The sequence below is a fragment of the Paraburkholderia sediminicola genome, from assembly GCF_046026855.1.
Classification (GTDB): domain Bacteria; phylum Pseudomonadota; class Gammaproteobacteria; order Burkholderiales; family Burkholderiaceae; genus Paraburkholderia; species Paraburkholderia sediminicola_A.
Genome location: NZ_JAQQET010000016.1, coordinates 1 through 25054, shown reverse-complemented (window position 1 = coordinate 25054; position 25054 = coordinate 1). Strand labels below are relative to the sequence as shown.

The 25054-nt window shown below is 60.7% G+C and carries 21 protein-coding genes; 18 read left to right on the top strand and 3 right to left on the bottom strand.

Translation table 11 applies throughout. From position 1 onward, the window contains the following. Window positions 1-63 precede the first annotated feature (63 nt). Both PQR40_RS18740 and fdhA read left to right on the top strand, forming a co-directional pair. On the top strand, window positions 64-1032 hold the full coding sequence (locus PQR40_RS18740) for an oxidoreductase (protein ID WP_408509546.1): 969 nt from the start codon (window positions 64-66) through the stop codon (window positions 1030-1032). 192 nt (window positions 1033-1224) lie between these two features. Further along, window positions 1225-2424 carry a formaldehyde dehydrogenase, glutathione-independent gene (gene fdhA, locus PQR40_RS18735; RefSeq protein ID WP_408509545.1) on the top strand — a complete coding sequence of 400 codons (1200 nt, stop codon included), beginning with the start codon at window positions 1225-1227 and terminating at the stop codon, window positions 2422-2424. 158 nt (window positions 2425-2582) lie between these two features. On the opposite strand, the gene PQR40_RS18730 is transcribed toward fdhA, so the two are convergent. Beyond that, complete coding sequence (locus PQR40_RS18730) at window positions 2583-3578, bottom strand: GlxA family transcriptional regulator (protein ID WP_408509544.1); 996 nt, start codon at window positions 3576-3578, stop codon at window positions 2583-2585. A gap of 457 nt (window positions 3579-4035) precedes the next feature. Here PQR40_RS18730 and glyA point away from each other — a divergent pair, with 457 nt between their 5' ends. The 10 genes from glyA to PQR40_RS18680 all read left to right on the top strand — a co-directional run bounded on the left by glyA (window position 4036) and on the right by PQR40_RS18680 (window position 16521). Continuing rightward, window positions 4036-5310 carry a serine hydroxymethyltransferase gene (gene glyA / locus PQR40_RS18725; RefSeq protein WP_408225020.1) on the top strand — a complete coding sequence of 425 codons (1275 nt, stop codon included), beginning with the start codon at window positions 4036-4038 and terminating at the stop codon, window positions 5308-5310. Window positions 5311-5328: 18 nt separating this feature from the next. Next, on the top strand, window positions 5329-6300 hold the full coding sequence (locus tag PQR40_RS18720; protein ID WP_408339034.1) for a dipeptidase: 972 nt from the start codon (window positions 5329-5331) through the stop codon (window positions 6298-6300). A 43-nt stretch (window positions 6301-6343) separates the two neighbouring features. Further along, window positions 6344-6880, top strand: a complete 537-nt coding sequence (locus PQR40_RS18715) for a DUF5943 domain-containing protein (RefSeq protein WP_408225014.1) — start codon at window positions 6344-6346, stop codon at window positions 6878-6880. Window positions 6881-6917: 37 nt separating this feature from the next. Further along, entirely contained in the window at window positions 6918-8981 is a 2064-nt protein-coding gene (locus PQR40_RS18710) for an oxidoreductase (RefSeq protein WP_408509543.1), read from the top strand. 2 nt (window positions 8982-8983) lie between these two features. Further along, complete coding sequence (locus PQR40_RS18705) at window positions 8984-10897, top strand: (Fe-S)-binding protein (protein ID WP_408509542.1); 1914 nt, start codon at window positions 8984-8986, stop codon at window positions 10895-10897. A 4-nt stretch (window positions 10898-10901) separates the two neighbouring features. Further along, window positions 10902-12080 (top strand): electron transfer flavoprotein subunit alpha/FixB family protein, encoded by a 1179-nt coding sequence (locus PQR40_RS18700; protein ID WP_408509541.1) that lies wholly within the window; start codon window positions 10902-10904, stop codon window positions 12078-12080. Then, the gene (locus tag PQR40_RS18695) at window positions 12077-12853 is read left to right on the top strand and encodes an electron transfer flavoprotein subunit beta/FixA family protein (RefSeq protein ID WP_408509540.1); all 777 of its coding nucleotides are present in this window, start codon (window positions 12077-12079) and stop codon (window positions 12851-12853) included. The genes PQR40_RS18700 and PQR40_RS18695 overlap by 4 nt, the downstream gene beginning before the upstream one ends. Window positions 12854-12926: 73 nt before the next feature. Continuing rightward, a complete protein-coding gene (locus tag PQR40_RS18690) occupies window positions 12927-14237 on the top strand; it encodes an aromatic ring-hydroxylating oxygenase subunit alpha (RefSeq protein WP_408509539.1) in 1311 nt (436 codons plus the stop codon). A 33-nt stretch (window positions 14238-14270) separates the two neighbouring features. After that, window positions 14271-15530, top strand: coding sequence for an FAD-binding oxidoreductase (locus tag PQR40_RS18685; protein ID WP_408391963.1), 1260 nt, complete (start codon window positions 14271-14273; stop codon window positions 15528-15530). Between the two features lie 133 nt (window positions 15531-15663). Further along, entirely contained in the window at window positions 15664-16521 is an 858-nt protein-coding gene (locus PQR40_RS18680; RefSeq protein ID WP_408509538.1) for a glycine betaine ABC transporter substrate-binding protein, read from the top strand. Between the two features lie 83 nt (window positions 16522-16604). Here the strand turns inward: PQR40_RS18680 and purU are convergent, their stop codons facing one another. Continuing rightward, window positions 16605-17480, bottom strand: a complete 876-nt coding sequence (gene purU, locus PQR40_RS18675) for a formyltetrahydrofolate deformylase (protein WP_408224993.1) — start codon at window positions 17478-17480, stop codon at window positions 16605-16607. Window positions 17481-17659: 179 nt separating this feature from the next. After that, on the bottom strand, window positions 17660-18574 hold the full coding sequence (locus tag PQR40_RS18670; protein ID WP_408509537.1) for a choline sulfate utilization transcriptional regulator: 915 nt from the start codon (window positions 18572-18574) through the stop codon (window positions 17660-17662). 149 nt (window positions 18575-18723) lie between these two features. Here PQR40_RS18670 and betC point away from each other — a divergent pair, with 149 nt between their 5' ends. The 6 genes from betC to PQR40_RS18640 form a co-directional block, all read left to right on the top strand. Next, window positions 18724-20262 carry a choline-sulfatase gene (gene betC / locus PQR40_RS18665; protein ID WP_408509536.1) on the top strand — a complete coding sequence of 513 codons (1539 nt, stop codon included), beginning with the start codon at window positions 18724-18726 and terminating at the stop codon, window positions 20260-20262. A 40-nt stretch (window positions 20263-20302) separates the two neighbouring features. After that, on the top strand, window positions 20303-21256 hold the full coding sequence (locus PQR40_RS18660) for a choline ABC transporter substrate-binding protein (RefSeq protein ID WP_408509535.1): 954 nt from the start codon (window positions 20303-20305) through the stop codon (window positions 21254-21256). 317 nt (window positions 21257-21573) lie between these two features. After that, entirely contained in the window at window positions 21574-22722 is a 1149-nt protein-coding gene (locus PQR40_RS18655) for a porin (protein WP_408509534.1), read from the top strand. Between the two features lie 340 nt (window positions 22723-23062). Next, complete coding sequence (locus tag PQR40_RS18650) at window positions 23063-24088, top strand: DNA-binding protein (protein ID WP_408339014.1); 1026 nt, start codon at window positions 23063-23065, stop codon at window positions 24086-24088. A gap of 56 nt (window positions 24089-24144) precedes the next feature. After that, the gene (locus PQR40_RS18645; protein WP_408224975.1) at window positions 24145-24480 is read left to right on the top strand and encodes a YbjQ family protein; all 336 of its coding nucleotides are present in this window, start codon (window positions 24145-24147) and stop codon (window positions 24478-24480) included. A 268-nt stretch (window positions 24481-24748) separates the two neighbouring features. Continuing rightward, window positions 24749-25054, top strand: a 306-nt coding sequence (locus PQR40_RS18640) for a helix-turn-helix domain-containing protein (protein WP_459252658.1), incomplete at its 3' end; no start/stop codon positions are given.

The following is a 25054-nucleotide window of genomic DNA, read 5'->3' as shown; positions in this document are numbered from 1 at the left end:
AAGTACTCAAAAAGGCCTTCGGCAAAGGCGCGCTCAGGCAGCACTTCATTTCAAGGAAAATCCATGACAAACCTGCAAACTCCGCTTCATTCCGGATTCGGTTCGCGTAGCACCGCGGCCGACGTGATCGCCGGCGTCGATCTGCGCGGCAAGGTGGCGATCGTCACCGGCGGATATTCCGGCATCGGCCTCGAGACGACACGCGTGCTGGCTGAAGCAGGAGCAACGGTGATCGTTCCCGCGAGGACGCCGGACAAGGCCTATGAGGCAGTCCACGACATTCCGCGCACCGAAGTGGCAATACTCGACTTGCTCGATCCCGCCTCGATCGACGCTTTCGCGGATACATTTCTGTCGAGCGGTCGCCCGTTGCATCTCCTGATCAATAACGCGGGCATCATGGCTGTGCCTTTCACGCGCGATACCCGAGGGTATGAGGCGCAATTCGCGGCAAATCATCTGGGGCATTTCCAGCTCACGGCGAGGCTCTGGCCGGCGCTGAAGCGCAGCGGTTCCGCGCGGGTTGTCACGCTGTCGTCCGGTGCGCACCGGCGCGCCGCGTTCGATTTCGGCGATCCTCACTTCGAACGTCGTCCCTACGATAAATGGATTGCCTACGGTCAATCCAAAACCGCCGGTGTGTTGTTCACGATAGCGCTCGACAGGCGGGGCTCGCCGCACGGCATTCGCGCATTCGCGGTGCATCCGGGCCGAATCGAGACGGCGCTGCAACGATCCATCACGATGGAGGAGCTCCAGGCGATGGGTTTTCGCAACGCGGCGGGGCAGATTCCCGAGGATCAACGGTCGTTATACAAGACCGTCGGACAGGGCGCGGCCACGACAGTATGGTGTGCCACGAACCCGGCGCTCGAGCATATGGGCGGCGTGTATTGCGAGGATGTCGATATCGCAGAAGCCGTGCCGGCGGATCACAAGCCGTTGAACGGCGTGTTGCCGTGGGCCGTTGACGCAGATGCCGCGGAACGCCTGTGGGCATTGAGCGAGAAGCTGAGCGGGGCGCGTTTGTAGCGGCCGTAGTACGGTTTGGCTCGAAATTGACGAAAACAGGTCACCGTCCATACGGTTGCGCCTTGCTTGTCGGTTCCTGCCAAACCGGTGTCGTGTTCGGTACATGTCCTTTGTTTCGGCGGGCGCTACGCTCGTTGAACGGCGCGTCACGTAGAGACAGGCGCGCCGCTCACGAGACATGGAGACAGACAAATGAGCAGCAATCGCGGCGTCGTGTATCTAGGGCAGGGCAAGGTGGAAGTGCAGTCGATCGACTATCCGAAGATGGTCGATCCGCGTGGCCGGTCGATCGGCCATGGCGTGATCCTGAAGGTGATAAGCACGAATATTTGCGGCTCCGATCAGCACATGGTGCGTGGCCGCACAACCGCCGAAGTCGGGCTCGTGCTCGGCCACGAGATCACCGGCGAGGTGATCGAAATAGGGCGTGACGTTGAAACGCTCAAGATCGGCGACCTGGTGTCAGTACCGTTCAACGTGGCTTGCGGACGCTGCCCGACCTGCAAGGCGCAGCACACCGGCGTGTGCCTGAACGTGAATCCGTCGCGCGCGGGCGGCGCTTATGGTTACGTCGACATGGGCGGCTGGATTGGCGGCCAGGCCGAGTACGTGCTGGTGCCGTACGCGGACTTTAATCTGTTGAAATTCCCCGACCGCGCTCAGGCGATGTCGAAAATCCGCGACCTCACGTGCCTGTCCGATATTCTGCCAACCGGTTATCACGGCGCTGTGATGGCGGGCGTGAAGCCTGGCGCCACGGTCTATATTGCAGGCGCGGGGCCGGTGGGGATGGCAGCTGCCGCTTCGGCGCGCTTGCTGGGCGCGGCCTGCACGATCGTCGGCGATATGAACGAGGAACGTCTTGCGCATGCTCGCAAGATGGGATTCCAGACCGTCGACCTGTCGAAGGACGCCACGCTCGGCGAGCAGATCGAACAGATTCTCGGCTCGCCCGAGGTGGATTGCGCGGTGGACTGCGTCGGCTTCGAGGCGCACGGCCACGGCAGCACCGGCTCGCATGAGGAAGCACCAGCCACGGTGCTCAATTCGCTGATGGAAATCACCCGGGCCGCTGGCGCGATCGGCATTCCGGGCCTGTACGTGACGGATGATCCGGGCGCCACCGATGCCGCCGCCCGCAAAGGCAGCCTGAGCATCCGCTTCGGTCTCGGCTGGGCCAAGTCGCACTCGTTCCATACCGGGCAAACGCCGGTGATGAAGTACAACCACAATCTGATGCAGGCGATCCTGTGGGGCCGGCTGCCGATCGCAGACATCGTGAACGTGACCGTCGTGTCGCTTGACCAGGCGCCGGACGGCTACCGGCAGTTCGATGGCGGTGCGCCGAAGAAGTTTGTGATCGATCCGCACGGGCTGTTGAAAGCGGCCTGAGGCATGGAGCGGCATGACACGGGCGGGGAATGTTTCGCGATCTCGCCCGAGACTGCCGCGTAAGCCTGAACAACGTGGCCAAAACATAACGCGTTGAGCGGTTTCCCGCTCAACGCGTTATGTTTTCAGAGGGTGACGTTGCCGGCGAGGCGAGCGGATCAAGCCGCCATGACCGGCACGGCAGCCAGCGAGGGCGCCTGCTTGCGCCGTTCGCGCGTCGGCGCGGTGCCGAATGCGTCGCGATAGCTCTTCGAGAAGTGGCAAGCCGACTGGAAGCCGCAAGCCATCGTGATATGCATGATCGACATGTCGGTCTGCAGCAGCAGTTCACGCGAGCGCCGCAAGCGCAGCGTCAGATAGTAATGCGTCGGCGTCATGCCCAGATGCTCCCGGAACAGGCGCTGCAATTGCCTTTGCGACATGCCGGCGAGCCGTGCGAGTTCTTCGCGTGAAAGCGGCTCTTCAATGTTGTTCTCCATCAGCGAGATCACTTCGAAGAGCGACTTGTTGGCCGAACCGAGCCGCGCCACCAGCGGCATTTTCTGTTGTGCGCTCGTATCGCGCACATGTTCGACAATGAACTGCTCCGCGATCTGCGTGACCCTCGCCGTGCCGACACGCGGCGCGATCAGATTGAGCATCATGTCGAGCGGCGCGACGCCACCCGTGCACGTGACGCGATCGCGATCGATCACGAACAGTTCTTTCAGAAAGCGTGTATCGGGAAACTCTTCTTTGAGCGCCGACATGTTCTCCCAGTGAATCGCGCACGCGTAACCGGCCAGCAAGCCGGCGCGCGCCAGCGCATAGGTGCCGGTGCACAGGCTGCCGAGCACGCTGCCCGTGCGAGCGAAACGGCGCAGGGCGGACAGATGGGCGGAGGTCGTGGCGCGCTGCACATCGATACCGCCGACCACGAACACGATATCCGGCTGACCGACGCATTCAACTGGGCCGGTGTCGACCGAAAGGCCGTTGCTTGCCGTCACCGGGCCGCCTTCGGGGCTCACGATCGACCAGCGGTAAAGCGTTTGTCCTGTCAGGTAGTTCGCCATGCGGAGGACTTCGATCGCGTTGCTGAATGCAATCATCGTGAAGTTCGGAACCGGCATGAATGCGAAATGCGACAGCGACGCCGTGCGATCGGTGGACATGGGAGGAATGATTCCTTCGAATCTGTAATGTCGCGTCGCCGTGGGGAGCGGCGACTCCTGCAATTTTGAGGACTAGCGCAACTACCGTGCCATCAGGCTAAACCCTCGGTTACGCATTAATAAAGTTGGATAGCTAAACAAACGGCACCAGAACGGCGCCGCCAGCGTTCGTACACGCACCCGAACTGCGCACGGCGATCAGCCGCAGTGCAGCAAAAGCGCGAACGCGCGGACGACCGTTCGAGATTCACCCTCGCCGACTTGTCGAAAAAGGACGCGGATGGCGGAAAAGGCAAAGAACACGTCTGAATTCGTAAATTGACGCGCGGGGCGAACGTCAAGAATAGACGCAATGCAGACCGGTAGCGGCAGGGCTTTAGAGCCCGCTTCACAGCCCGCTTTAAAGCCCGCTTCACGGCAGCTTCCGGCCCTCCGCCAACCACCCCACGGACCTTCCATGTCGAACCCGAATCCTTTCTTCGAAGAATCGCTCGCCACGCGTGATGCGGCGGTGCGCGGCGCCGTTCTGAAAGAACTTGAACGCCAGCAGTCGCAAGTCGAATTGATCGCGTCGGAAAACATCGTGTCGCGCGCGGTGCTCGAAGCGCAAGGCTCGGTGCTGACCAACAAGTACGCGGAAGGGTATCCGGGCAAGCGCTATTACGGCGGTTGCGAATACGTCGACGTGATCGAAACGTTGGCGCTCGATCGCATCAAGCAGCTCTTTAACGCGAAATTTGCCAACGTGCAGCCGCATTCCGGCGCGCAGGCCAACGGCGCGGTGATGCTCGCGCTGGTCAAGCCGGGCGACACGGTACTCGGCATGTCGCTCGACGCGGGTGGCCACCTGACCCATGGCGCCAAGCCGGCGATGTCGGGTAAATGGTTCAACGCGGTGCAATACGGCGTTAATCGCGACACGATGCTGATCGATTACGAGCAGATCGAGGAACTCGCGCAGCAACACAAACCGGCGCTGCTGATCGCCGGCTTCTCGGCCTATCCGCGCGCGCTGGATTTCGTACGGCTGCGCAAGATCGCCGATGGCGTGGGCGCGAAGCTGATGGTGGACATGGCGCACATTGCCGGCGTGATCGCGGCGGGACGTCACCAGAATCCAGTCGAGCACGCGCATGTTGTCACGTCGACCACGCACAAGACTTTGCGTGGTCCGCGCGGCGGCTTTGTTCTGACGAATGACGAGGACATCGCCAAGAAGATCAATTCTGCCGTGTTTCCGGGTTTGCAGGGCGGCCCGCTGATGCATGTGATCGCCGGCAAGGCGGTGGCGTTTGGCGAGGCGTTGCAACCGGGCTTCAAGACTTACATCGACAACGTGCTCGCCAATGCGCAGGCGCTGGGCGACGTGTTGAAAGCGGGCGGCGTCGATCTCGTCACGGGCGGCACCGACAACCATTTGCTGCTGGTCGACCTGCGCCCGAAGGGCCTCAAAGGCAATCAGGTCGAGCAGGCGCTGGAACGCGCCGGCATCACCTGCAATAAGAACGGCATTCCTTTCGACACCGAGAAGCCGACGGTCACGTCCGGCGTTCGCCTCGGCACGCCGGCGGGGACGACGCGCGGCTTCGGTGTCAGCGAATTTCGCGACGTCGGGCGGTTGATTGTCGAAGTGCTCGATGCGCTGCGCGATTCGCCGGAAGGCCATGCTGCAACCGAACACCGCGTGCGCCGCGAGATTTTCGCGCTGTGCGAACGCTTTCCCATCTACTAAGCACGCCTGGAGCAAACGATGAGCACTCTGCACGACAACAGCATCATCATCGACGGTCTGAACATCTCGAAGTTCGAGCGCTCGGTGTTCGAAGACATGCGCAAGGGCGGTGTGACGGCGGTGAACTGCACCGTGTCGGTCTGGGAAAGTTTCCAGAAGACCGTCGACAACATCGCCGGGATGAAGCAACAGATCCGCGAATACGGCGAGATCCTGACGCTCGTGCGCACCACCGACGACATCTTCCGCGCGAAGAAAGAGAACAAGACCGGCATCATTTTCGGCTTCCAGAACGCGCACGCGTTCGAAGACAACCTCGGCTATATCGAGGCCTTCAAGGACCTCGGCGTGAACGTGGTCCAGCTTTGCTACAACACGCAGAACCTGGTCGGCACGGGCTGCTATGAGCGCGACGGCGGTCTGTCGGGCTATGGCCGTGAAGTGATTCAGGAGATGAACCGCGTCGGCATCATGGTCGATCTTTCGCATGTGGGCGGCAAGACTTCATCCGAAGCGATTGCCGCGTCGAACAAGCCGGTGTGCTACTCGCATTGCTGCCCGTCGGGACTGAAAGAGCATCCGCGCAACAAGAGCGACGAGCAACTGAAAGAGATTGCAGATGCAGGCGGTTTCGTCGGCGTAACGATGTTCGCGCCGTTCCTCAAGCGCGGCCCGGACGCGACGGTCGAAGACTATATCGAAGCCATCGAATACGTGGTGAACCTGATCGGCGAAGACCAGGTTGGCATCGGCACGGACTTCACGCAAGGCTATAGCACGGAGTTCTTCGACTGGATCACGCACGACAAGGGCCGTTATCGTCAGTTGACGAACTTCGGCAAGGTGGTGAATCCGGAAGGCATCCGCACGATCGGCGAGTTTCCGAACCTGACGGCCGCGATGGAACGCGCCGGCTGGAGCGAAACGCGCATCAAGAAGATCATGGGTGAGAACTGGGTACGGGTATTCGGCGAAGTCTGGACAGTCTGATTCTCCATTCACCGAACCTGAACCTGTAAAAACGGAGCCCCACATGCAACCCCAACTGCCTATCGACGTCGATCCGAATACCGGCGTCTGGACGACCGACGCGCTGCCGATGCTTTACGTGCCGCGTCATTTCTTCACGAACAATCACACCGCCGTCGAAGAAGCACTCGGCCTCGACACGTATGCCGAGATTCTCTACAAGGCCGGTTACAAGTCCGCGTATTTCTGGTGCGACAAGGAAGCGAAACAGCACGGCATTGCCGGCATGGCGGTGTTCGAGCATTACCTGAACCGTCTGTCGCAACGTGGCTGGGGCCTCTTCACGATTTCCGAAGCCGATCCGTCCAGCTCGCGTGCCCGCATCGAATTGCACCACTCGTCGTTCGTGCTTGCGCAGCCGGGCAAGGAAGGCAAGCTTTGCTACATGTTCGCCGGCTGGTTCGCGGGCGCAATGGACTGGGTCAACGACACCGCCCCGGAATCCCAGCGCAAGGGTCCGCCGTCTCATTCGAAGGAAGCGCGATGCGCGGCTGAAGGCCACGATCACTGCGTGTTCGAAGTGTCGCCGCTCGCGTCGTAAAACGCAAAAAAGCCTATTCATTCCGAGGTCGATCGCGATGCGTTACCCGAACCTTTTCAAGCCTCTCACGCTGAACAAACTGACCTTGCGCAACCGCATCGTCAGCACCGCACACGCGGAGGTGTATGCGGAACCGGGTGGTCTGCCCGGCGACCGTTATATCCGTTACTACGAAGAGAAGGCCAAGGGCGGCGTGGGCCTCGCCGTGTGCGGCGGCTCGAGCCCGGTGTCGATCGACAGCCCGCAAGGCTGGTGGAAGTCGGTCAATCTCTCGACCGACAAGATCATCGATCCGCTCGCGCGGCTCGCCGAAGCGATGCATCAGCACGGCGCCAAGATCATGATTCAGGCCACGCACATGGGCCGCCGTTCGGCGTTTCACGGCGAGCACTGGCCGCATCTCATGTCACCGTCGGGCGTGCGTGAACCGGTGCACCGCGGCAATGCGAAGATTATCGAAGTAGAAGAGATTCGCCGGATCATTTCGGACTTTGCAGCGGCGGCGAAGCGCGTGAAGGATGCCGGTATGGACGGCATCGAAATCTCGGCGGCGCACCAGCATCTGATCGATCAATTCTGGAGCCCGCGCACGAATTTCCGCACCGACGAATGGGGCGGCTCGCTAGAAAACCGTCTGCGTTTCGGCACGGAAGTCCTGAACGCAGTGCGCGAAGCGGTAGGCGCGGATTTTTGCGTCGGTCTGCGTATGTGCGGCGACGAATTTCATGAAGACGGTCTTGATCACGAACAGTTGAAAGAGATCGCTCAGGCGATGAGCGAATCCGGCCTGATCGATTACCTCGGCGTGATCGGTTCCGGCGCGGATACGCACAACACGCTGGCAAACTGCATGCCGCCGATGGCGTTGCCGCCCGAACCGTTCGTGCATCTCGCAGCCGGCATCAAGTCGGTGGTGAAACTGCCGGTGATGCATGCGCAAAGCATCCGCGATGCGGGCCAGGCGGAACGCTTGCTCGCGAGCGGCATGGTCGATCTGGTCGGCATGACGCGTGCGCAGATCGCCGATCCGCATATGGTCATCAAGATCCGCGACGGCCGCGAGGACGAGATCAAGCAATGCGTCGGCGCGAACTATTGCATCGACCGCCAGTACAACGGGCTTGACGTGCTGTGCGTGCAGAACGCCGCGACGTCGCGCGAAGAAACCATGCCGCATGTAATCGCGAAGACGCATGGGCCTAAGCGCAAGGTGGTCGTGGTCGGTGCAGGGCCGGCCGGACTTGAGGCGGCACGTGTGGCGAAATCGCGAGGTCACGACGTGGTGCTGTTCGAGAAGAACGATTACGTTGGCGGTCAGATCATGCTGGCTGCAAAAGCGCCGCAGCGCGAGCAGATGGCGGGCATTGTCCGCTGGTTCGATATGGAAACGAAGCGCCTCGGCGTGGATCGCCGTCTCGGTGTCGCTGCCGACGAAAAAACCATCATGGCCGAGAAACCGGATATCGTCGTGCTGGCCACGGGCGGTTCGTCGTTCACCTCGCAAGTGCCGGCGTGGGGTGTTGAAGACGGGCTCGCGGTCAGTTCATGGGACGTGTTGTCGGGCAAGGTCGAACCAGGCAAGAACGTACTGGTTTACGACGGTGTCAGCACGCATGCCGGCGCAGGCGTCGCCGATTTTATGTCGAGCCGCGGCTCGAACGTCGAGATCGTCACGCCTGACGTGAAGGTTGCCGACGACGTTGGCGGCACCACGTTCCCGATCTTCTATCGCCGTCTCTACGCGCAAGGCGTGATTCATACGCCGAACTACTGGCTCGACAAGGTCTACGAGGAAGATGGCAGGAAGATCGCCGTGATCCGCAACGAGTACACGGAGGAGCAGGAAGAGCGCGTGGTCGATCAGGTGGTGATCGAGAACGGCAGCACGCCGAACGACGAGATCTACTGGACGCTCAAGCCCGAGTCGGTCAATCGCGGTCAGGTAGACGTGCACAAGCTCTTCGCATCCGAACCGCAACCGTCGCTCAGCGAAGAACTCGGTAACGGCCGCTTCCTGCTGTTCCGCGTCGGCGACTGCATTTCCATGCACAACATTCACGGCGCGATCTACGACGCGCTGCGCCTTTGCAAGGATTTCTGACGATGAGCCCCGTGTTTGTCATCACCGTCCTGCTGTGGTTGTCGGTGGCGGGTCTCGCGTTCGCGCTTGCCAAACGCGCTGCGTACTGGCGCGAAGGGCGCGCCACGGCGGCGGGCGCGTACGGCTGGACCAATCTGCTGTCGATTCCGAAGCGTTATTTCGTCGACTTGCACCATGTGGTTGCGCGCGACCCATACATCGCGAAGACGCACGTGGCGACAGCGGGCGGGGCGATCCTCGCGATGGCGCTGGTGTTCGTCAACTACGGTCTGGCGATCTATTCACCGTGGCTTGATAAGCTGATCTTTCTGGCGGCGCTGGTGATGCTGGTCGGCGCGGTGTTTGTCTGGCGTCGGCGGCACGGTGCGAAGGCCGTGCCGGCAAGGCTCTCACGTGGGCCCTGGGATCATCTGCCGTTACTGCTTGGCTCGTTCGCGCTTGGCCTGGTGCTGTTCATCGCACTGCCTGCTGCGGCGATGTCCGGTGCGCTGGCGATTATCGTGGCGTTGCTGATCGCGGTGGGCGCGTTCACGATGACCTTCGGCGCTGCGCGCGGCGGTCCGATGAAGCATGCGCTCGCCGGTCTGCTGCACCTCGCGTTTCATCCGCGTCAGGAGCGCTTTGCCGAGCACAACGACAATGATGTCGTGCCTCCGACCGCGCTGAAGGCGCCGCTGCTCGACGCGAAGGAATATGGCGTTGGCAAGCCGGTCGAGTTTCGCTGGAACCAGTTGCTGAGCTTCGACGCCTGCGTGCAGTGCGGCAAGTGCGAGGCAGCGTGCCCCTCGTTTGCTGCCGGGCAACCGCTCAATCCGAAGAAGCTGATTCAGGATCTTGTTACGGGTATGGTGGGCGGCACGGATGAGGCTTATGCCGGTAGCCCGACGCCCGGCATTCCGGTCGGCAAGCATAGCGGCGCGCCGGGCAAGCCGCTTGTATCGAGTCTGATCGAAGCGGACACGCTGTGGTCATGCACCACCTGCCGCGCGTGCGTGCAGGAATGCCCGATGTTGATCGAACACGTCGACGCGATCGTGGATATGCGCCGCAACCAGACGTTGGTTGAAGGCACTGTACCCGGCAAAGGCCCCATCACGCTCGCCAATCTGCGTGAAACCGGCAGTTCGAACGGTTACGACATCGGTGCGCGTTACGACTGGGCAGTGGACTTGCAGGTTCAGGTCGCGCAACCGGGACGTCCGGTCGACGTGCTGTTGATCGCGGGCGAAGGCGCGTTTGACATGCGCTATCAGCGCACGCTGCGCGCACTGATTAAAGTGCTGAATAAAGCAGGGATCGACTACGCGGTGCTCGGCGGCGTCGAAACCGATACCGGCGATACGGCACGGCGTCTTGGCGACGAAGCGACCTTCCAGCAACTCGCGCAACGGCTGATCGGCACGCTGTCGCAGTACTCGTTTGGCAAGATCGTGACCGCCGATCCGCACGTGCTGCACAGCCTGCGCAACGAATATCGCGCGCTCGGCGGTTTCTACGAGGTGCAGCATCATACGGCGCTGATCGACGAACTGGTATCGAGCGGCAAGCTGTCGCCGAAGGCAGTCGCCGCGTTCACGGACCGCAAGATCACGTATCACGATCCGTGCTATCTGGGCCGCTATAACGGTGAGACGGAAGCACCGCGCCGTTTGCTGAAATCCATCGGCGTCAAGGTGGTCGAGATGGAACGCAACGGCATGCGAGGGCGTTGCTGCGGCGGTGGCGGCGGTGCACCGTTGACCGATATTCCCGGCAAGCGGCGTATTCCGGATATCCGTATCGACGACGCCCGCGCGATCAACGCGGAGATCGTCGCGGTGGGCTGCCCGAATTGCACGGCGATGCTTGAAGGTGTGGTCGGCCCGCGTCCGGAAGTACTGGACGTCGCCGAACTGGTTGCAGCGGCGCTGGAGTAACGCCATGAACACTCTCAAACGAATCGATCCGCGCCGGCCGTTCACGATCACGACCGAGGGGCTCAAGCGCATTACGCTCGGTATGACGTCTGTTGCCGGTTCGATGGAATTCGCGGTGCATGGCTCAACCGGGTCGGCGCATCGCGAGCACGTGAAACCGCGCCGCACGACAGCGACCCCGCAGCGTGTGCTGCTGGTAGCCGCGCACACGGACCGCGGCGCGCTGGATGATCACGCGTGCCAGACCCTGGCCGCCGCCACGCTGATCGCGGATGCGACAACCGAAGTCGTACTGCTCGTATTCGGCGAGTTTACCGGCGACGCCACCGCGCTCGGTGCCGACAAGCTGATCGAGTTGCCGATATTCGACCGTCGCGTTTTCGCGCCACTGGACGAATTGAACGCACTGGCTGCGTGCGTCGCGGCCTATGCCCCTGCGCACATTTTCCTGCCCGACAACGCTACCGGTGACGGCGACCTCGGCCGCCGTTATGCGGCAGCCGCGAACGCGAGCGTCGCGACGCATGTCGTCGAGATCGACGCGGCCCATGTCGCGGCTTATATCCAGACGAATACGGCGTTCGCCGCGCGAGCACTGCCTGAAGTCGTTTTGCTGGCACCGAATGCGATCGATCCGAAATTGCCGTTTGTCGGCGCGGGTGAGCGCGTGGTGTGGCATTTCGATGGCGAACCGGCTTCGTCCAAGGGCATCGTGCGCGATTTTGGTATCGAGGAAATCGATGCGGCCCAGCTCGCGCTCGAAGAGGCGGATTTTATCGTCTCGGCAGGCAATGGTGTCCGTGACGTCCCGGCGTTCGAGCGTCTTGCGGCCACGTTGGGCGCCGCGATCGGCGCAAGCCGTGTCGCCGTGGACGACGGCAAGTTCACCCGCGACAAGCAGATTGGCGCCACCGGCAAGACGGTCGAAGCCAGCGTCTATATCGCGTTCGGTATTTCCGGCGCGGTTCAGCATCTGCAGGGCATCAAGGATTGCCGGCACGTGATCGCCGTGAATCTCGACGCCAGCGCGCCGATCGCCAAACGCGCGAACCTGACCGTCATCGCCGACGCGGAGGAAACGATCGCGGCGCTGAACGACGCCGCGGCGGCCGCGCGCACGGCACGCTGTACCGGTGCTGCGCTACTGAATTCAACGGCTGTTGCGGAAGGAGCGCTTGCATGAAGATTGCCGTACTGGTTTCCGTGGGCCGGCATCCGGTGAGCGGCACGGCGCGTTACAGCCGTAACGACGCCGCCGCGCTGACGATCGCACTCTCGCTCGCTAAAACGCACGACGCGACGCTCGACGTGTTGCACGCGGGCGATCCGTCGAATCCGGCGCTGAAGGAGTATCTCGCGCTCGGTGCGCGCGCTGTCGAAGTGCTGGACGTGTCGGCAACGTCTGAATTGCCCGGTGATGCGATAGCGCCGCTCGCCGCACGCCTACGTGGCTACGATCTCGTATTGACCGGCACCCGCGCCGAAGGCGCATTCGATAGCGGCATGCTGCCGTATCGCGTCGCCAGTGCGCTGGACATGCCGCTGGTCGGCGCAGCAGTCGATCTGACGCTCCACGACGGCTGCGCGGAAGTCCGGCAATTCATGCCGAAGGGCTTGCGCCGCCGCGTCGAAGTGCAATTGCCGGCCTTGATCGCCGTGCATCCGATGGCGAATACGGCCCCGAGCTACGCCTATGCAAGGCTGCGCGAGGGCACGATCCGTCCGGTCGCGGCACAAACACCTGGTAACCCCGACGACCTTGCCTGGACCACCCGTCCCGCGACGGCCAAACCGGTGCGCCTCGCCGCCGCCGAAAAGCGCTCCGGCCACGCCCGCATGCTCTCGGCGACGACGACCGAAAGCCGCGGCGGCAGCGTCGTAATAGAAGGGAGTTCCGTCGAAAAAGCACAAGTGATTCTCGCGTATTTGCGCGAGCATCAACTCGTGGATTACTGATTTCCGGTTCGGGCCAGCATGCGACCAGGAGGGCCTGGCGCAGCGCCAGACGTGACATGCAACGGAGCACACAATGAAAGTTTCGGCAGACGTTCGCGCAATGATCGAACGCCGCAAAAAGAATCACACGCTGGAAGCGCCGTTCTATACGGGCGAGGGTATTTTCGCGCTCGATATGGAGGTGATTTTCCGCAAGCACTGGATTCAGGTCGCGGTGGAACCGGATGTGCCAGAACCTGGCGACTACATCACGGTGGAAGTGGGCAACGATTCGATTCTGATCGTGCGCGACGACGATATGCAGGTGCGGGCGTTCCATAACGTTTGCCGCCATCGTGGTGCGCGTTTGTGCAATACGGACAAGGGTTCGCTCGGCAATATCGTTTGCCCGTATCACAGCTGGACGTACAACCTGAACGGCGATCTGATGTTCGCCGAACATATGGGCGACCAGTTCGACCGCTGCAAGCACAGCCTGAAAGCGGTGCACCTCGAGAATCTCGCCGGGCTGATCTTCATCTGTCTCGCGGACGAACCGCCTGCCGACTTCGCCGTGATGCGCGCCGCGATGGAACCGTATCTGTTGCCGCACGATCTCGCCGGTTGCAAGGTTGCGGCCTCGATCGACATCATCGAAGAAGGCAACTGGAAGCTCACGATGGAAAACAATCGCGAGTGCTACCACTGCGTCGCGAACCATCCCGAGCTGACAATTTCGCTTTACGAATACGGTTTTGGCTATCAACGCACGCCCGCCAACGAGGAAGGCATGGCTGCGTTCGAAGAGACCGTGGCGCGCCGTACCGCGCAATGGGAGGCGATGAAATTGCCGTCGGTGGAAATCGACCGCCTGGCCGATCTGGTCACGGGTTTCCGCACGCAACGCCTGCCGCTCGATCGTGACGGCGAATCGCAAACCATGGACGCAAAAGTGGCCTCGAAGAAACTGCTCGGCGGTTTCGAGCAGGCCGATCTCGGTGGCCTCTCGTTCTGGACGCAGCCGAATTCGTGGCATCACTTCATGAGCGACCATATCGTCAGCTTTTCAGTGATCCCGTTATCGGCGGGGAAAACGCTGGTGCGTACCAAGTGGCTCGTTCACAAGGATGCACGCGAAGGCATCGACTACGACGTGAACAATCTCACGGCCGTGTGGCGCGCGACCAACGACCAGGACCGTGCGCTCGTCGAGTATTCGCAACGCGGCGCGACCAGCAGCGCCTACGAGCCGGGCCCGTATTCGCCGTTCACCGAAGGTCTCGTCGAGAAGTTCTGCGAGTGGTACATCGGCCGTATTGCGGAGTACAGCAATGCGCCCCAAACCCAGGATGCCGGCGATGTGCCGGTTTCGCACGGCGAAAAAGTCGTGTCCTTCATGCGCTGAGCGCAACGCCGCAACCAGGAGCGGGAGAAAATGATGATGCGCGATCAGGCGATGTTTCAGCCAAGCCCCGAGCCGGCTCCAAACCCGGAGACTTCAGGCAGCGAGACCTCGAGCCGTGTCACGCAGCCCCGATTCTGGGAGGCATTGCCGGCGCGCTGGAACAGTGACACCGACGAAACGCTGGTGTGCTGCCAGGTCCGTCAGGAAACCCATGACGTCAAGAGCTTTTTCTTTCGCGCGCCTTCCGGGCGGGCGTTCGTATTCGAGCCAGGGCAGTTCATCACACTGGAGTTGGAGATCGACGGCGAGGCGGTGAATCGCTGCTATACGATCTCTTCGCCGCCCACGCGTCCGCACACCATCTCCATCACCGTGAAGCGTGTGCCGGGCGGCACGGTGTCGAACTGGTTGCATGACAATCTGCATGCGGGTACACAGGTTCGTGTGCTGGGACCGGCCGGCGAGTTCACCTGCGCGCGGCATCCGGCGCGTAAGTTTTTGTTTTTGTCGGCCGGTTCGGGCGTTACGCCACTGATGTCGATGAGCCGCGCGCATCATGAGCTTGGCGAGGACAGCGATATCGTGTTCGTGCACAGCGCCCGCACGCCGGACGACATCATCTTCGCGCGCGAACTCGATCTGATTGCGTCGAATCAGACCCATTTTCGCACCGCGTTCGTCTGTGAACGGCTTGGTGCGCGGACCAATTGGCCTGGCGTCATGGGTTTTCTGACCTTGCCGTTGCTTAAACTCATCGCGCCGGATTTTCTCGATCGCGAAATTTTCACCTGTGGTCCTGCACCCTATATGCAGGCCGTGCGCAATCTGCTGGATGAGGGCGGCTTCGATCGCGGCCATTATCACGAGGAAAGCTTCTCGTTCGAGACGATCGGCGAAGTGGCCGCGCAATTGACGACCGCGCATGTCGCGGATGCGTTGCAGGCGCCGACAGCCACTGCGGAGAGCTTTGCCGAAGCGCGTGAGCAGGCTGCCGGCTTCACCCCCGCGCATATCCCGCTCGAGACGGAAACAAGGTTCAAGGTGAGCTTCGCCAAAAGCAATCGGGAGATTGAATGCGGCAGCGGCCAGCATGTACTCGACGCGGCGAAGAAAGCCGGCGTGCGGCTTGCGGCGTCGTGCACGCAAGGCATGTGCGGCACGTGCAAGGTGAAGCTGGTGTCAGGCGAAGTCGCCATGAAACATGCTGGCGGAATTCGTCAGCGTGAAATCGATCAGGGCATGGTGCTGCTGTGCTGCAGCAAGCCGTTGAGCGATCTCGTCGTCGATAAGTAAGACAAGAACGGGACCCGGACTCGCGGTCGAGGTCGCCTGCGGACAACTGGATGTCGGAAAACAACGCTACCTGGCAATTCTGGCTGGCGATTCTAAATGCTCAATGGGTAGGACGGCGAACGGGAGAACGGCGATGAGACTGGTCAAAAAGATACTGATATTGAGTGCGTTGAGCGCGGCGCTGGCAGCAAGCAGCGTGGGTGTGTCGGCCGATACCAGGCCGACTATCAAGATTGGTTACGTGGAAGGCTGGGACGACAGCGTTGCAACGTCGAACGTAGCCGCGCGTGTGATCGAAAAGCGTCTCGGCTATCAGGTGCAACTCGTGCCGGTCGCGGCCGGTGTGATGTGGCAAGGCGTGGCGCGTGGCGACCTCGATGCAACGCTATCCGCGTGGCTGCCGGTCACGCATGGCGCGTACTGGAACAACTTCAAGGACAAGGTTGTCGACCTTGGCGCGAACTTCAATGACGCGAAGATCGGATTGATCGTGCCGGATAACGCGGACGTGAACAGCGTCGGCGATCTGGAAGCGAAGAAGGCGGAGTTCGGTTCACGCATTGTCGGCATCGACGCCGGCGCGGGTGTGATGGAGAAAACCAGCGAAGCGATCAAGGCATACGGGCTCAACTATACGTTGATGTCGAGTTCGGGCAGTGCGATGACGGCGGAACTGGCGCGCTCGGAAGCGGCGAGCAAGCCGATCATCGTAACGGGCTGGAAGCCGCACTGGATGTTCGCGAAGTACAAGCTCAAATTCCTCGACGATCCGAAGAAAGTGTTCGGCGAAGCGGAGCACGTGGATAGCGTCGTGAATCCTGACCTGGAGAAGAAGGCGCCGTCCGTGGTTGCGTTCCTCAAGAAGTTCCAATGGAAGCCGGGTGAGATCGACAGCGTGATGCTCGCAACACAAAACGGTGAGAAGCCGACAGCCGCCGCCGATGCGTGGATCGGTGCCCATACTGATCGCGTGGATAGCTGGGTGAAGTGACTTCGTGCTTCGCGTGAATGCGTTGCCGCTTCTTTTGAGCGGCAACCTGAACAGGAAACGCCGCTATTTTCAGCGGCGTTTTTTTATTGCAGCACGACAGTGCGATCGCCGTTGATGAATACCCGCCGCTCGATAAACGCCTTCACGGCCCGCGCGAGCGTGATGCATTCGACGTCGCGTCCCGTCGCGAGCAGGCGCTCCGGGCTGTACGAGTGATCGACGCGCTCTACGACCTGCTCGATGATCGGACCTTCGTCGAGATCGTCGGTGACGAAGTGCGCGGTTGCGCCGATCAGTTTCACGCCGCGTGTATGCGCCTGGTGATAGGGTTTGGCGCCTTTGAAACCAGGCAGGAACGAATGATGAATATTGATCGCGCGGGCCGCGAGCGCACGGCTCGTTTCGCCGGAAAGAATCTGCATGTAACGGGCAAGGATCATTAATTCAGCGCCGGATGTTTCGAACAGGTTGAGCAAACGTGCCTCCTGTTGCGGTTTGGTATCGGCACTGATCGGCAGATGATGAAACGGCAAGCCATGCTGTTGTGCGAGCGGTTCGAAATCGCGATGGTTCGAGGCGATGCCCACGATATCCATCTTCAACTCACCCATGCGCCAGCGGAACAACAGATCGGCGAGACAGTGTTCGAGTTTCGACACCATGATCAGCACCTTCGGCCGCATGCCGACGTCATGCATGGCCCATGTCATCTGAAAGTGCCCGGCGATTGATTCGAATTCGCGTTTCAGTGCCGCGATGTGAAGGGTCTCGTTGGTGTCGACCCCATGAAACACGCAACGCACGAAGAAGCGCTCGCTGAGGTCGTCGTCGAAAACGGTTAGTTCGTCGATATAGCAATGGTGCCGGTCGAGAAAGCCGACGACGGCGGCAACCTGGCCCGCCGCGCTCGGACACGCGACAGTGAGAACCAGTTGATCGGGACGGGAATCGGCAGACATGCACTCTCCACTTGAGGCGATAGGGCAACGCCGCGGGACGCGGCATGCATCATCGCAGTAGAGCAAATCAATGGTGTGCGGGGATAGAAGCTAAACGCCGTCGCAGTGGAATGGGAGCGTCAGGCGAAGCCGGGCCGGGGCGACGGAACGCAAGGGAAGGGCATTGACGTGTCTTAGGCTCATTCGGCATCGAGTCCGCATTCGCCGAGGAGCCATTGGCGGAATGCGCTGACCGCCGGAGTCGCCGCGCGCTGCGTGACGAGCAGATAGCCGCGCTCAGTGACCACGGACGTATCGAACGGCTCGACGAGCTGCCCCGTGGCGAGCAGTTCGTCAGCCAGAGGTGCCCAGCCAAGCGCGACGCCCTGGCCCATGATCGCTGCGTGGGCCACGAGCGTAAAGCTGTTGAATGTGATGCCGCGATGCGCGGCAGGCCCGTCCAGACCGTGCGCCGCGAACCAGTCGGCCCACGACAGCCAGCGTGCCGGCTGCGTCGGCTCGAGATGCAGCAGCGGCAAGCTCATCAGATCGGACGGCGTACGCAACTGCGGATGCGCCGCAAGAAACGCCGGACTGCACACCGGCGTGACGCGTTCGGGAAATAGCTTGATCGCGCCTCGCGCGGTCCAGTCCGCATCCTCATCGCCGAACGCAATCGCAATGTCCGCCTGATCGTGCGACGGATCGAACACGTTTTGCGACGTGATGATCTTCACGTCGACGTCCGGCATCAGCGCCTTGAATTGCGACAGGCGCGGCATCAACCAGTAGGTCGCGAAACCGAAGTCGGTGGAGAGCGTGAGGTTTTGCGGCGTGCGCCGCGCGCGGATCTCGGCGGTGGCGAGGCGAATGGTGTCGAGGGCGTTGCGCACCGCTTCGAAGAGGCGCACGCCGTCTTCCGTCAGCGTGACGCCGCGGTGGCCGCGCTCGAACAACGGTGCACCGAGTGCTTCTTCGAGTTGCACCACGCGCTGACTGACCGCCGGTTGCGTCGAACCCAGCTCGCGCGCAGCCGCCGTGAAGCTTGCGAGACGCGCTGCGGATTCGAACATCGCCAACGCCTGCATTGGCGGCAAGCGATCCTGCCTCGACATAAGGCCCCCTTATAGGCATATAACGATTTGCCGTCTTCACAGCGGCGAATTGGACGGCAATAGTGGTGTCATGCGGAGCCGGCACGCCGGTTATTCCGCTTGCAACGACACTGCACCAACACTTGCGATTCTATTCGAGGCGCGCTCCAATGCTTGACACGAAACAGAATATTCTCATTCTGATGGCTGACCAGATGACGCCGTTTGCACTTGCCGCATACGGACATCGTCTAACGAAGACTCCTAATCTCGATCGCCTCGCGAAGCAGGGCGTGGTATTCGACTCGGCGTATTGCGCCAGTCCGCTATGTGCACCGTCGCGCTTTTCTTTTTTGTCGGGCAAATTGCCGTCCGCGATCGGCGCCTATGACAATGCAGCAGAATTTCCGTCGCAAACGCTGACATTCGCGCATTATCTTCGCGCTGAAGGGTATCGCACGATCCTGTCCGGCAAAATGCATTTCTGCGGCGCCGATCAGTTGCATGGGTTCGAAGAACGGCTCACAACCGATATCTATCCCGCCGATTTCGGCTGGACGCCGAACTGGGACGATTTCGACACGCGGCCTACGTGGTATCACAACATGAGTTCGGTGATCGACGCAGGCCCTTGCGTACGCACGAACCAGCTCGACTTCGACGACGAAGTTACATTTACCACCCGCCAGAAGATCTTCGATATTGCGCGTGAGCGGCATGCCGGCAAAGATGCCCGGCCGTTCTGCATGGTCGCCTCGCTGACGCATCCACACGACCCGTACGCAATTCCACGGAAGTACTGGGACATGTATGCGGACGAAGACATCGAGATGCCCGCGCATCGCGACTCGTTCGACGAAGCCGATCCGCATTCGAAGCGCTTGCGGCATGTGTGCGAAACCGACCGCACGCCGCCGACCGATCAGCAGATCCGCAATGCGCGGCGCGCTTATTACGGTGCGATCTCTTACGTCGATGACCAGTTCGGTGCGATCCTCGAGGCGCTCGAACAGTCTGGGCTCGCGGAAGATACCGTTATTGTGGTGACTTCCGATCACGGTGAGATGCTCGGCGAGCGCGGGCTCTGGTACAAGATGACCTTCTTTGAAGGCGGCTGCCGCGTGCCGCTGATCGTGCATGCGCCGCAGCAGTTCGACGCGCATCGTGTGCACGAGTCGGTCTCGCATCTCGATCTGCTGCCCACGCTGGTGGAAATGGCGCGCGGCGAACAACCGGCGGTCTGGCCGGATTCGCTCGATGGGCAAAGTCTCGTGCCGCATCTGCAAGGTACCCAACGTGGTCACGACGAAGCGATCGGCGAATACCTGGCGGAAGGTGCTATAGCGCCGATTGTGATGTTGCGGCGTGGGCGCTTCAAGTTCATTCACACGCCGGCCGATCCCGACCAGCTCTATGACGTGGCAGCGGACCCTCTGGAACGCGAGAACCTCGCCGCGCGCGCCGAATATGCACCGCAGGTCGCTTCGTTTCGTGAAGAGATCGCACAGCGCTGGGACCTCGCCGCGCTGCACAACGAAGTACTGCGAAGCCAGCGCCGTCGTCATTTCCATTTCGAGGCCACGACGCAAGGCACGGTCGCGTCATGGGACTGGCAACCGCATGTCGATGCGAGCCAGCGCTATATGCGCAATCACATCGATCTCGACACGCTCGAAGCGAGGGCACGTTTTCCCGCTGTGACGCGTTGATGTCTTTGCTTACGATTCATCCCACCTACAGGAAGCCGACATGATGAAAAAGCTCTTCAAACAGGCTGTATCCGGCGTTGCGCTGCTGTGCGCGGCGACCACCTTTGCCGCGGCCGCTGAGCCGCAGTCCTGTACACAAGTCAACATGGCGGGGCCTGGGTGGACCGATATCGACGCCACCAATGCGATGACTGGCGTGCTGTTGAAGGCGCTTGGCTACCATCAGAACGTATCAAATCTGTCGGTGCCGATTACCTATCAAGGCCTGAAGAAAGGGCAGATCGACGTGTTTCTCGGCAACTGGATGCCGGCGCAAGCGCCAGTGGTCAAGCCGTTCGAGGATGAAAAATCGATCGAGGTCGTGCATCCGAATCTGAGCAACGCGAAGTTCACACTTGCGGTGCCAGACTACGTGGCGGCCGCGGGCGTGCATTCATTCGCGGACCTCGCGAAGAACGCCGACAAGTTCGACAGCAAGATTTATGGCATCGAACCCGGGGCGCCGGCCAATCAGAACATCAAGAAAATGGTCGACGACAAGGCGTACGGCCTCGGTAGCTGGAAGATTGTCGAATCGAGTGAGACCGGCATGCTCACGCAGGTCGACCGAGCGGTGCGTGAGAAGAAATGGATCGTGTTCCTTGCGTGGGAGCCGCATCTGATGAACACGAAGTTCAAGCTGACCTACCTCGACGGCGGCGACAAATACTTCGGGCCGAACTACGGCGGCGCTACGGTCAATACCGTTGCGCGTAGCGGGTATGCCGAGCAGTGTCCAAATGTCGGCCGCCTGTTCAGGCAGCTCACGTTCAATGTCGATCTGGAAAACGGTGTGATCACCGAAGTGCTGGAGAAGAAAACCGGCATCGATGTGGCTGCGACCGAAGCACTCAAGCGCCACCCCGAATTGCTCAAGTCATGGCTCGACGGCGTGAACACCGCCAGCGGCAGCAACGGCTTGCAAGCGGTACAAACCGCACTCGGTGTGAAATAACCTCGGCATTCCTGGCGCCCAGGTCGCTACTCGACAGATTCATGTCGCATCCGGTCGAATCCTTATAAATCTGGACCCGTATTCTTGATCCGTCGATGCAGGCATGTCAGATGATCGTATGCAGTGCCGATAGCTTCAATCAGCTTAGTCAGCTTTAGTCGGCTTGGTCTGCGTGAGTGAGCTTCAATCCGTTTCAATCAGTCTCAGCCGGTTTCGAACTGCCCGTCATGCGAGAAGCGCCGCGCGTTGGAAGACAGCGCGCAGCAGGGATCGCTTTATCCAACGAAATACGCAGGCAAAGAGCAGGGGAGAATTAGATGAAGAAGAAAAATGCCGTTAGTCTTTCGGGGCTCGCCATCGCGGCAAGCGCGGTGTGCGCACCGACGGCGGCCCATGCACAAAGCAGCGTCACCCTGTACGGGATTCTGGACGCCGGCATCACCTACGTGAACAATGCCGGTGGTGCACATCAGTTCAAATTCGACGACGGCATTTCGTACGGCAACCGGATCGGCTTCAAAGGCGTGGAAGATCTCGGTGGTGGCATGCAAGCGGTCTTCGTGCTCGAATCGGGTTTTCACCTGGGCAACGGGCAATATGCATTCGGCGGTGCTGAATTCGGACGCCAGGCTTACGTCGGCATCAAGAACTCGTGGGGGACTTTCTCGTTCGGTAATCAGCTCGACATGACCGAAGAGTTTGTTTTTCTGTACAACATCTCCGCATGGGCGAGCGGCTACGCGATTCACCAGGGCGACTTCGACCGTATGAACGGCGACCGTCTGCCGAACTCGGTGAAATTCCTGTCGAACGATTTTGCCGGCCTCACCTTTGGCGGCATGTACTCGTTCGGTAACACCGCCGGTGACTTCCATCAGAAGAGCGCATGGAGCGTGGGCGCGCATTACGAGCACGGTCCGTTCAACATGGGCGCGGCGTATACGCAGCTGAACAATCCGTACGGCATCTATGCTTTCGACCCGTACGCGATGATCGGCACGCGCACCTTCCTCGGCCAACCGACCGTGTCAGTCGATCCGGCTACCGGTGCGGTGACCGATCTGTATAGCTCGTCGGCATTCCCGGTGGATAGGCAGGGCGCGTTTGCGGTCGGCGCCGCCTATACGATCGGCAACCTGATGCTTACTGGCGATTTCACCTACACGACGATCAAGGGCTTCGGCCAGACCTCGCACATGCAGGTTTATGAAGCGGGCGCATCGTATAACTTCACGCCTGCGCTGTCGCTGTACGGGGGTTATCAGCACACGAGCTTTGAAGGCAATCACTGGAACCAGGGTTCGCTCGGCCTGCACTACCTGTTGTCCAAGCGCACCGATGTATATATTTCCGGCGACTATCTGCGTGCGTCGGATGGCGTGAATGCCGTGATCGGTTACAGCTTCGCGCCGTCGTCGTCGAATACGCAGTCCGATGTGCGGATCGGGATGCGGCATTCGTTCTAGTCTCCAGTCTATTGAAGCGGGCGGCGTTCCGGGTTGCGGGTGCCGCTCGCGTGTTCATTGCCTCACCATCGTATGCATTGCCTGGCGTCGGTTTAACGACGTTGCCGATCATCGTCGACATGCAGGTACTGGTTCTCTCTTACGCGCCGATATGCCGGGCGCTCCGTCATCATCTCTGAAGTAGCCGGCCCCCGCCGCTCCTTGCCTGCCGCCTTTTCCCAATATGTCCGGCCATAAGAAATCTTCGCCGTTTGCATCGCGACGGCCGAAGAATTGACTTTCGAATTAGGTATTTGACGGTTTACGTTATATTATTGACTAAATCCCTTGAGTTACCGTCATGTCCGATTCCCAGTCCGATGAAACACGCCTCACTAGCGAAATCGACCGCCTGAAGGCCGAATTCCCCAAAACCCGCGAGCTTTATCGTGAGGTCTGCGCGCTGCTGTTCTTCCGTTTCGGCATTACGCCGACTGCTAACCGGCTGTATCAGCTGGTGAAGCGCGGCAGCATGAGTACGCCGACTCAGGTGCTTGGTGAGTTCTGGGTTGAACTGCGCGAAAAGAGCAGGGTGCGGATCGAGCATCCCGATTTGCCGGCGGAGTTGCGGGCGGCTGCCGGGGAATTGGTCGCGACGCTGTGGACGAAGTCCACAACGTCAGCGCAAGCAGCGCTTGAGACACTGCGGAATGACGCCGAGGCAGAGAAGGTCAGTGCGCGCAATGACGTAACGTCATTGCAGGCCGAGCTCGCGCGAACCGAAACGGCGCTTGAGCAGCGCACCGGCGCGTTGCTGGTGGCCCAGGTGCGGATTCAGGAACTCGAACAGGCGCAGGCTGCAGCGGAGGCGACGCGTCAGGCACTCGAGACTGAAATCGCGCGACAGCAGGACGAGATCAGCACGCGCGACCGGGCGCTGACGCAGGCGAAGGTCGATTTTTCAGGGGGGCTCGACAAACTGCGGGGTAGCGCTGCGCTTGCGGAAGAGCGTCTGCGAGCGGCCGAGAAGCGGGCGCTGCTTGAGATCGAACGCGAGCGGGTTGTGAGTACGCGGTCCCAAAAGGAGCATGAGGCAGCCGCGCGCAGGGCGGAGCAGAGCGAAAATCGGCATCGGGAGGAAATCCAGGCGCTGCAGGTCCAGCTTGGCGACGCGCGTCATCAAGCTGGTGTCATGGAGGGGAGCCTGGTGGCACTTCGCGATTCGAATGCTGTATACGTCGCGGAACTCAACGTATTACGGTTGCGATTGGCAACCGCCAGGACGAATCAGGCAACAACACGAAAGCGTCCGCGATCGTCTGCTGAGACTCGTCAGCCTCGCCACGTCACACCCAAGGCCGCGACGAAGAAACGCGCGGCATCCTGAGATAGCAACTTCGGCCGGTAGTCCATCGAAGACGAAAACTCAACATTGAGAAGACGATGATAGAACGACATAGCGTTACCACGGCGTTTGAGCTTCCAGGCCTCAGGATAGAGCGCTCCTTCGGAGTTGCTCGTGGGATCGTCGTCCGGTCCCGATCCATCGTCGGAGCGCTGGGCGCATCGCTGCAGACGATCTTCGGGGGCAACATCACGCTATACACGTCGCTATGCGAGCGCGCGCGTCAAGATGCGTACGAACGGATGATTGCGCAGGCTGTGGACTTGGGCGCAAACGGCATCATCGGTATGCGGTACGACGCGACCGAGATAGCCAGAGGTATCACTGAGGTGTTGTGTTACGGGACGGCGGTCCATGTAACGTTGCTGGTTTGAAGTGTGCGTGCTTGTCGACGCTGGCGACATAGCCATATGACCATGCACAAAGTTCGGAGAGAAGCGGACGGTTATGTGAGCGGTGCAAGCATGGAACGGTGGTCCTCGGATTGGGTAGATTCGTGTAGTTTTATAATTTTACATAAGATAAATTATCAACAATTAAGTTGTAGTAGCTTTATAGAAATGTCGTGTTCTAGCCATTTAGAAATGTCGTGTTTTGGCCTCGGTATGCTTGCCGGTTCCCTGCGGGACTATGGAGCCGGCCATGCATACAGCTGCACTGGTGACATTGAACATGCGCGAACTCGACCGTCTGAAGGTCATCCAGGCCATTGTCGACATGGGCCTCAAGCCTGGTCGCGCGGCCGAACGCTTGGGCTTGACCGTACGTCAGGTTGAGCGCCTGGTGATCCGCTATCAGGAATCCGGTGCGGCGGGACTGGCCTCGCACAGACGTGGCCGTTCCGGCAACCGGAAGCTGGACGAAGGACTGGCTCAGCAGGCGCTGGCGATCATTCGTGAACGCTACGCCGATTTTGGGCCGACGCTGGCCTGCGAGAAGCTTTGGGAA

Bases quoted from the DNA above. Each gene is read 5' to 3' on its own strand.
- PQR40_RS18710 (WP_408509543.1), top strand. From the start codon at position 6,918: ATGCGTTACCCGAACCTTTTCAAGCCTCTCACGCTGAACAAACTGACC.
- PQR40_RS18705 (WP_408509542.1), top strand. From the start codon at position 8,984: ATGAGCCCCGTGTTTGTCATCACCGTCCTGCTGTGGTTGTCGGTGGCG.
- purU (WP_408224993.1), bottom strand. From the start codon at position 17,480: ATGTCTGCCGATTCCCGTCCCGATCAACTGGTTCTCACTGTCGCGTGT.
- PQR40_RS18650 (WP_408339014.1), top strand. From the start codon at position 23,063: ATGTCCGATTCCCAGTCCGATGAAACACGCCTCACTAGCGAAATCGAC.
- PQR40_RS18680 (WP_408509538.1), top strand. From the start codon at position 15,664: ATGAGACTGGTCAAAAAGATACTGATATTGAGTGCGTTGAGCGCGGCG.
- glyA (WP_408225020.1), top strand. From the start codon at position 4,036: ATGTCGAACCCGAATCCTTTCTTCGAAGAATCGCTCGCCACGCGTGAT.
- PQR40_RS18695 (WP_408509540.1), top strand. From the start codon at position 12,077: ATGAAGATTGCCGTACTGGTTTCCGTGGGCCGGCATCCGGTGAGCGGC.
- PQR40_RS18670 (WP_408509537.1), bottom strand. From the start codon at position 18,574: ATGTCGAGGCAGGATCGCTTGCCGCCAATGCAGGCGTTGGCGATGTTC.
- betC (WP_408509536.1), top strand. From the start codon at position 18,724: ATGCTTGACACGAAACAGAATATTCTCATTCTGATGGCTGACCAGATG.
- PQR40_RS18740 (WP_408509546.1), top strand. From the start codon at position 64: ATGACAAACCTGCAAACTCCGCTTCATTCCGGATTCGGTTCGCGTAGC.
- PQR40_RS18660 (WP_408509535.1), top strand. From the start codon at position 20,303: ATGATGAAAAAGCTCTTCAAACAGGCTGTATCCGGCGTTGCGCTGCTG.
- PQR40_RS18700 (WP_408509541.1), top strand. From the start codon at position 10,902: ATGAACACTCTCAAACGAATCGATCCGCGCCGGCCGTTCACGATCACG.
- PQR40_RS18690 (WP_408509539.1), top strand. From the start codon at position 12,927: ATGAAAGTTTCGGCAGACGTTCGCGCAATGATCGAACGCCGCAAAAAG.
- PQR40_RS18730 (WP_408509544.1), bottom strand. From the start codon at position 3,578: ATGTCCACCGATCGCACGGCGTCGCTGTCGCATTTCGCATTCATGCCG.
- PQR40_RS18655 (WP_408509534.1), top strand. From the start codon at position 21,574: ATGAAGAAGAAAAATGCCGTTAGTCTTTCGGGGCTCGCCATCGCGGCA.
- PQR40_RS18715 (WP_408225014.1), top strand. From the start codon at position 6,344: ATGCAACCCCAACTGCCTATCGACGTCGATCCGAATACCGGCGTCTGG.
- PQR40_RS18645 (WP_408224975.1), top strand. From the start codon at position 24,145: ATGATAGAACGACATAGCGTTACCACGGCGTTTGAGCTTCCAGGCCTC.
- PQR40_RS18720 (WP_408339034.1), top strand. From the start codon at position 5,329: ATGAGCACTCTGCACGACAACAGCATCATCATCGACGGTCTGAACATC.
- fdhA (WP_408509545.1), top strand. From the start codon at position 1,225: ATGAGCAGCAATCGCGGCGTCGTGTATCTAGGGCAGGGCAAGGTGGAA.
- PQR40_RS18685 (WP_408391963.1), top strand. From the start codon at position 14,271: ATGATGCGCGATCAGGCGATGTTTCAGCCAAGCCCCGAGCCGGCTCCA.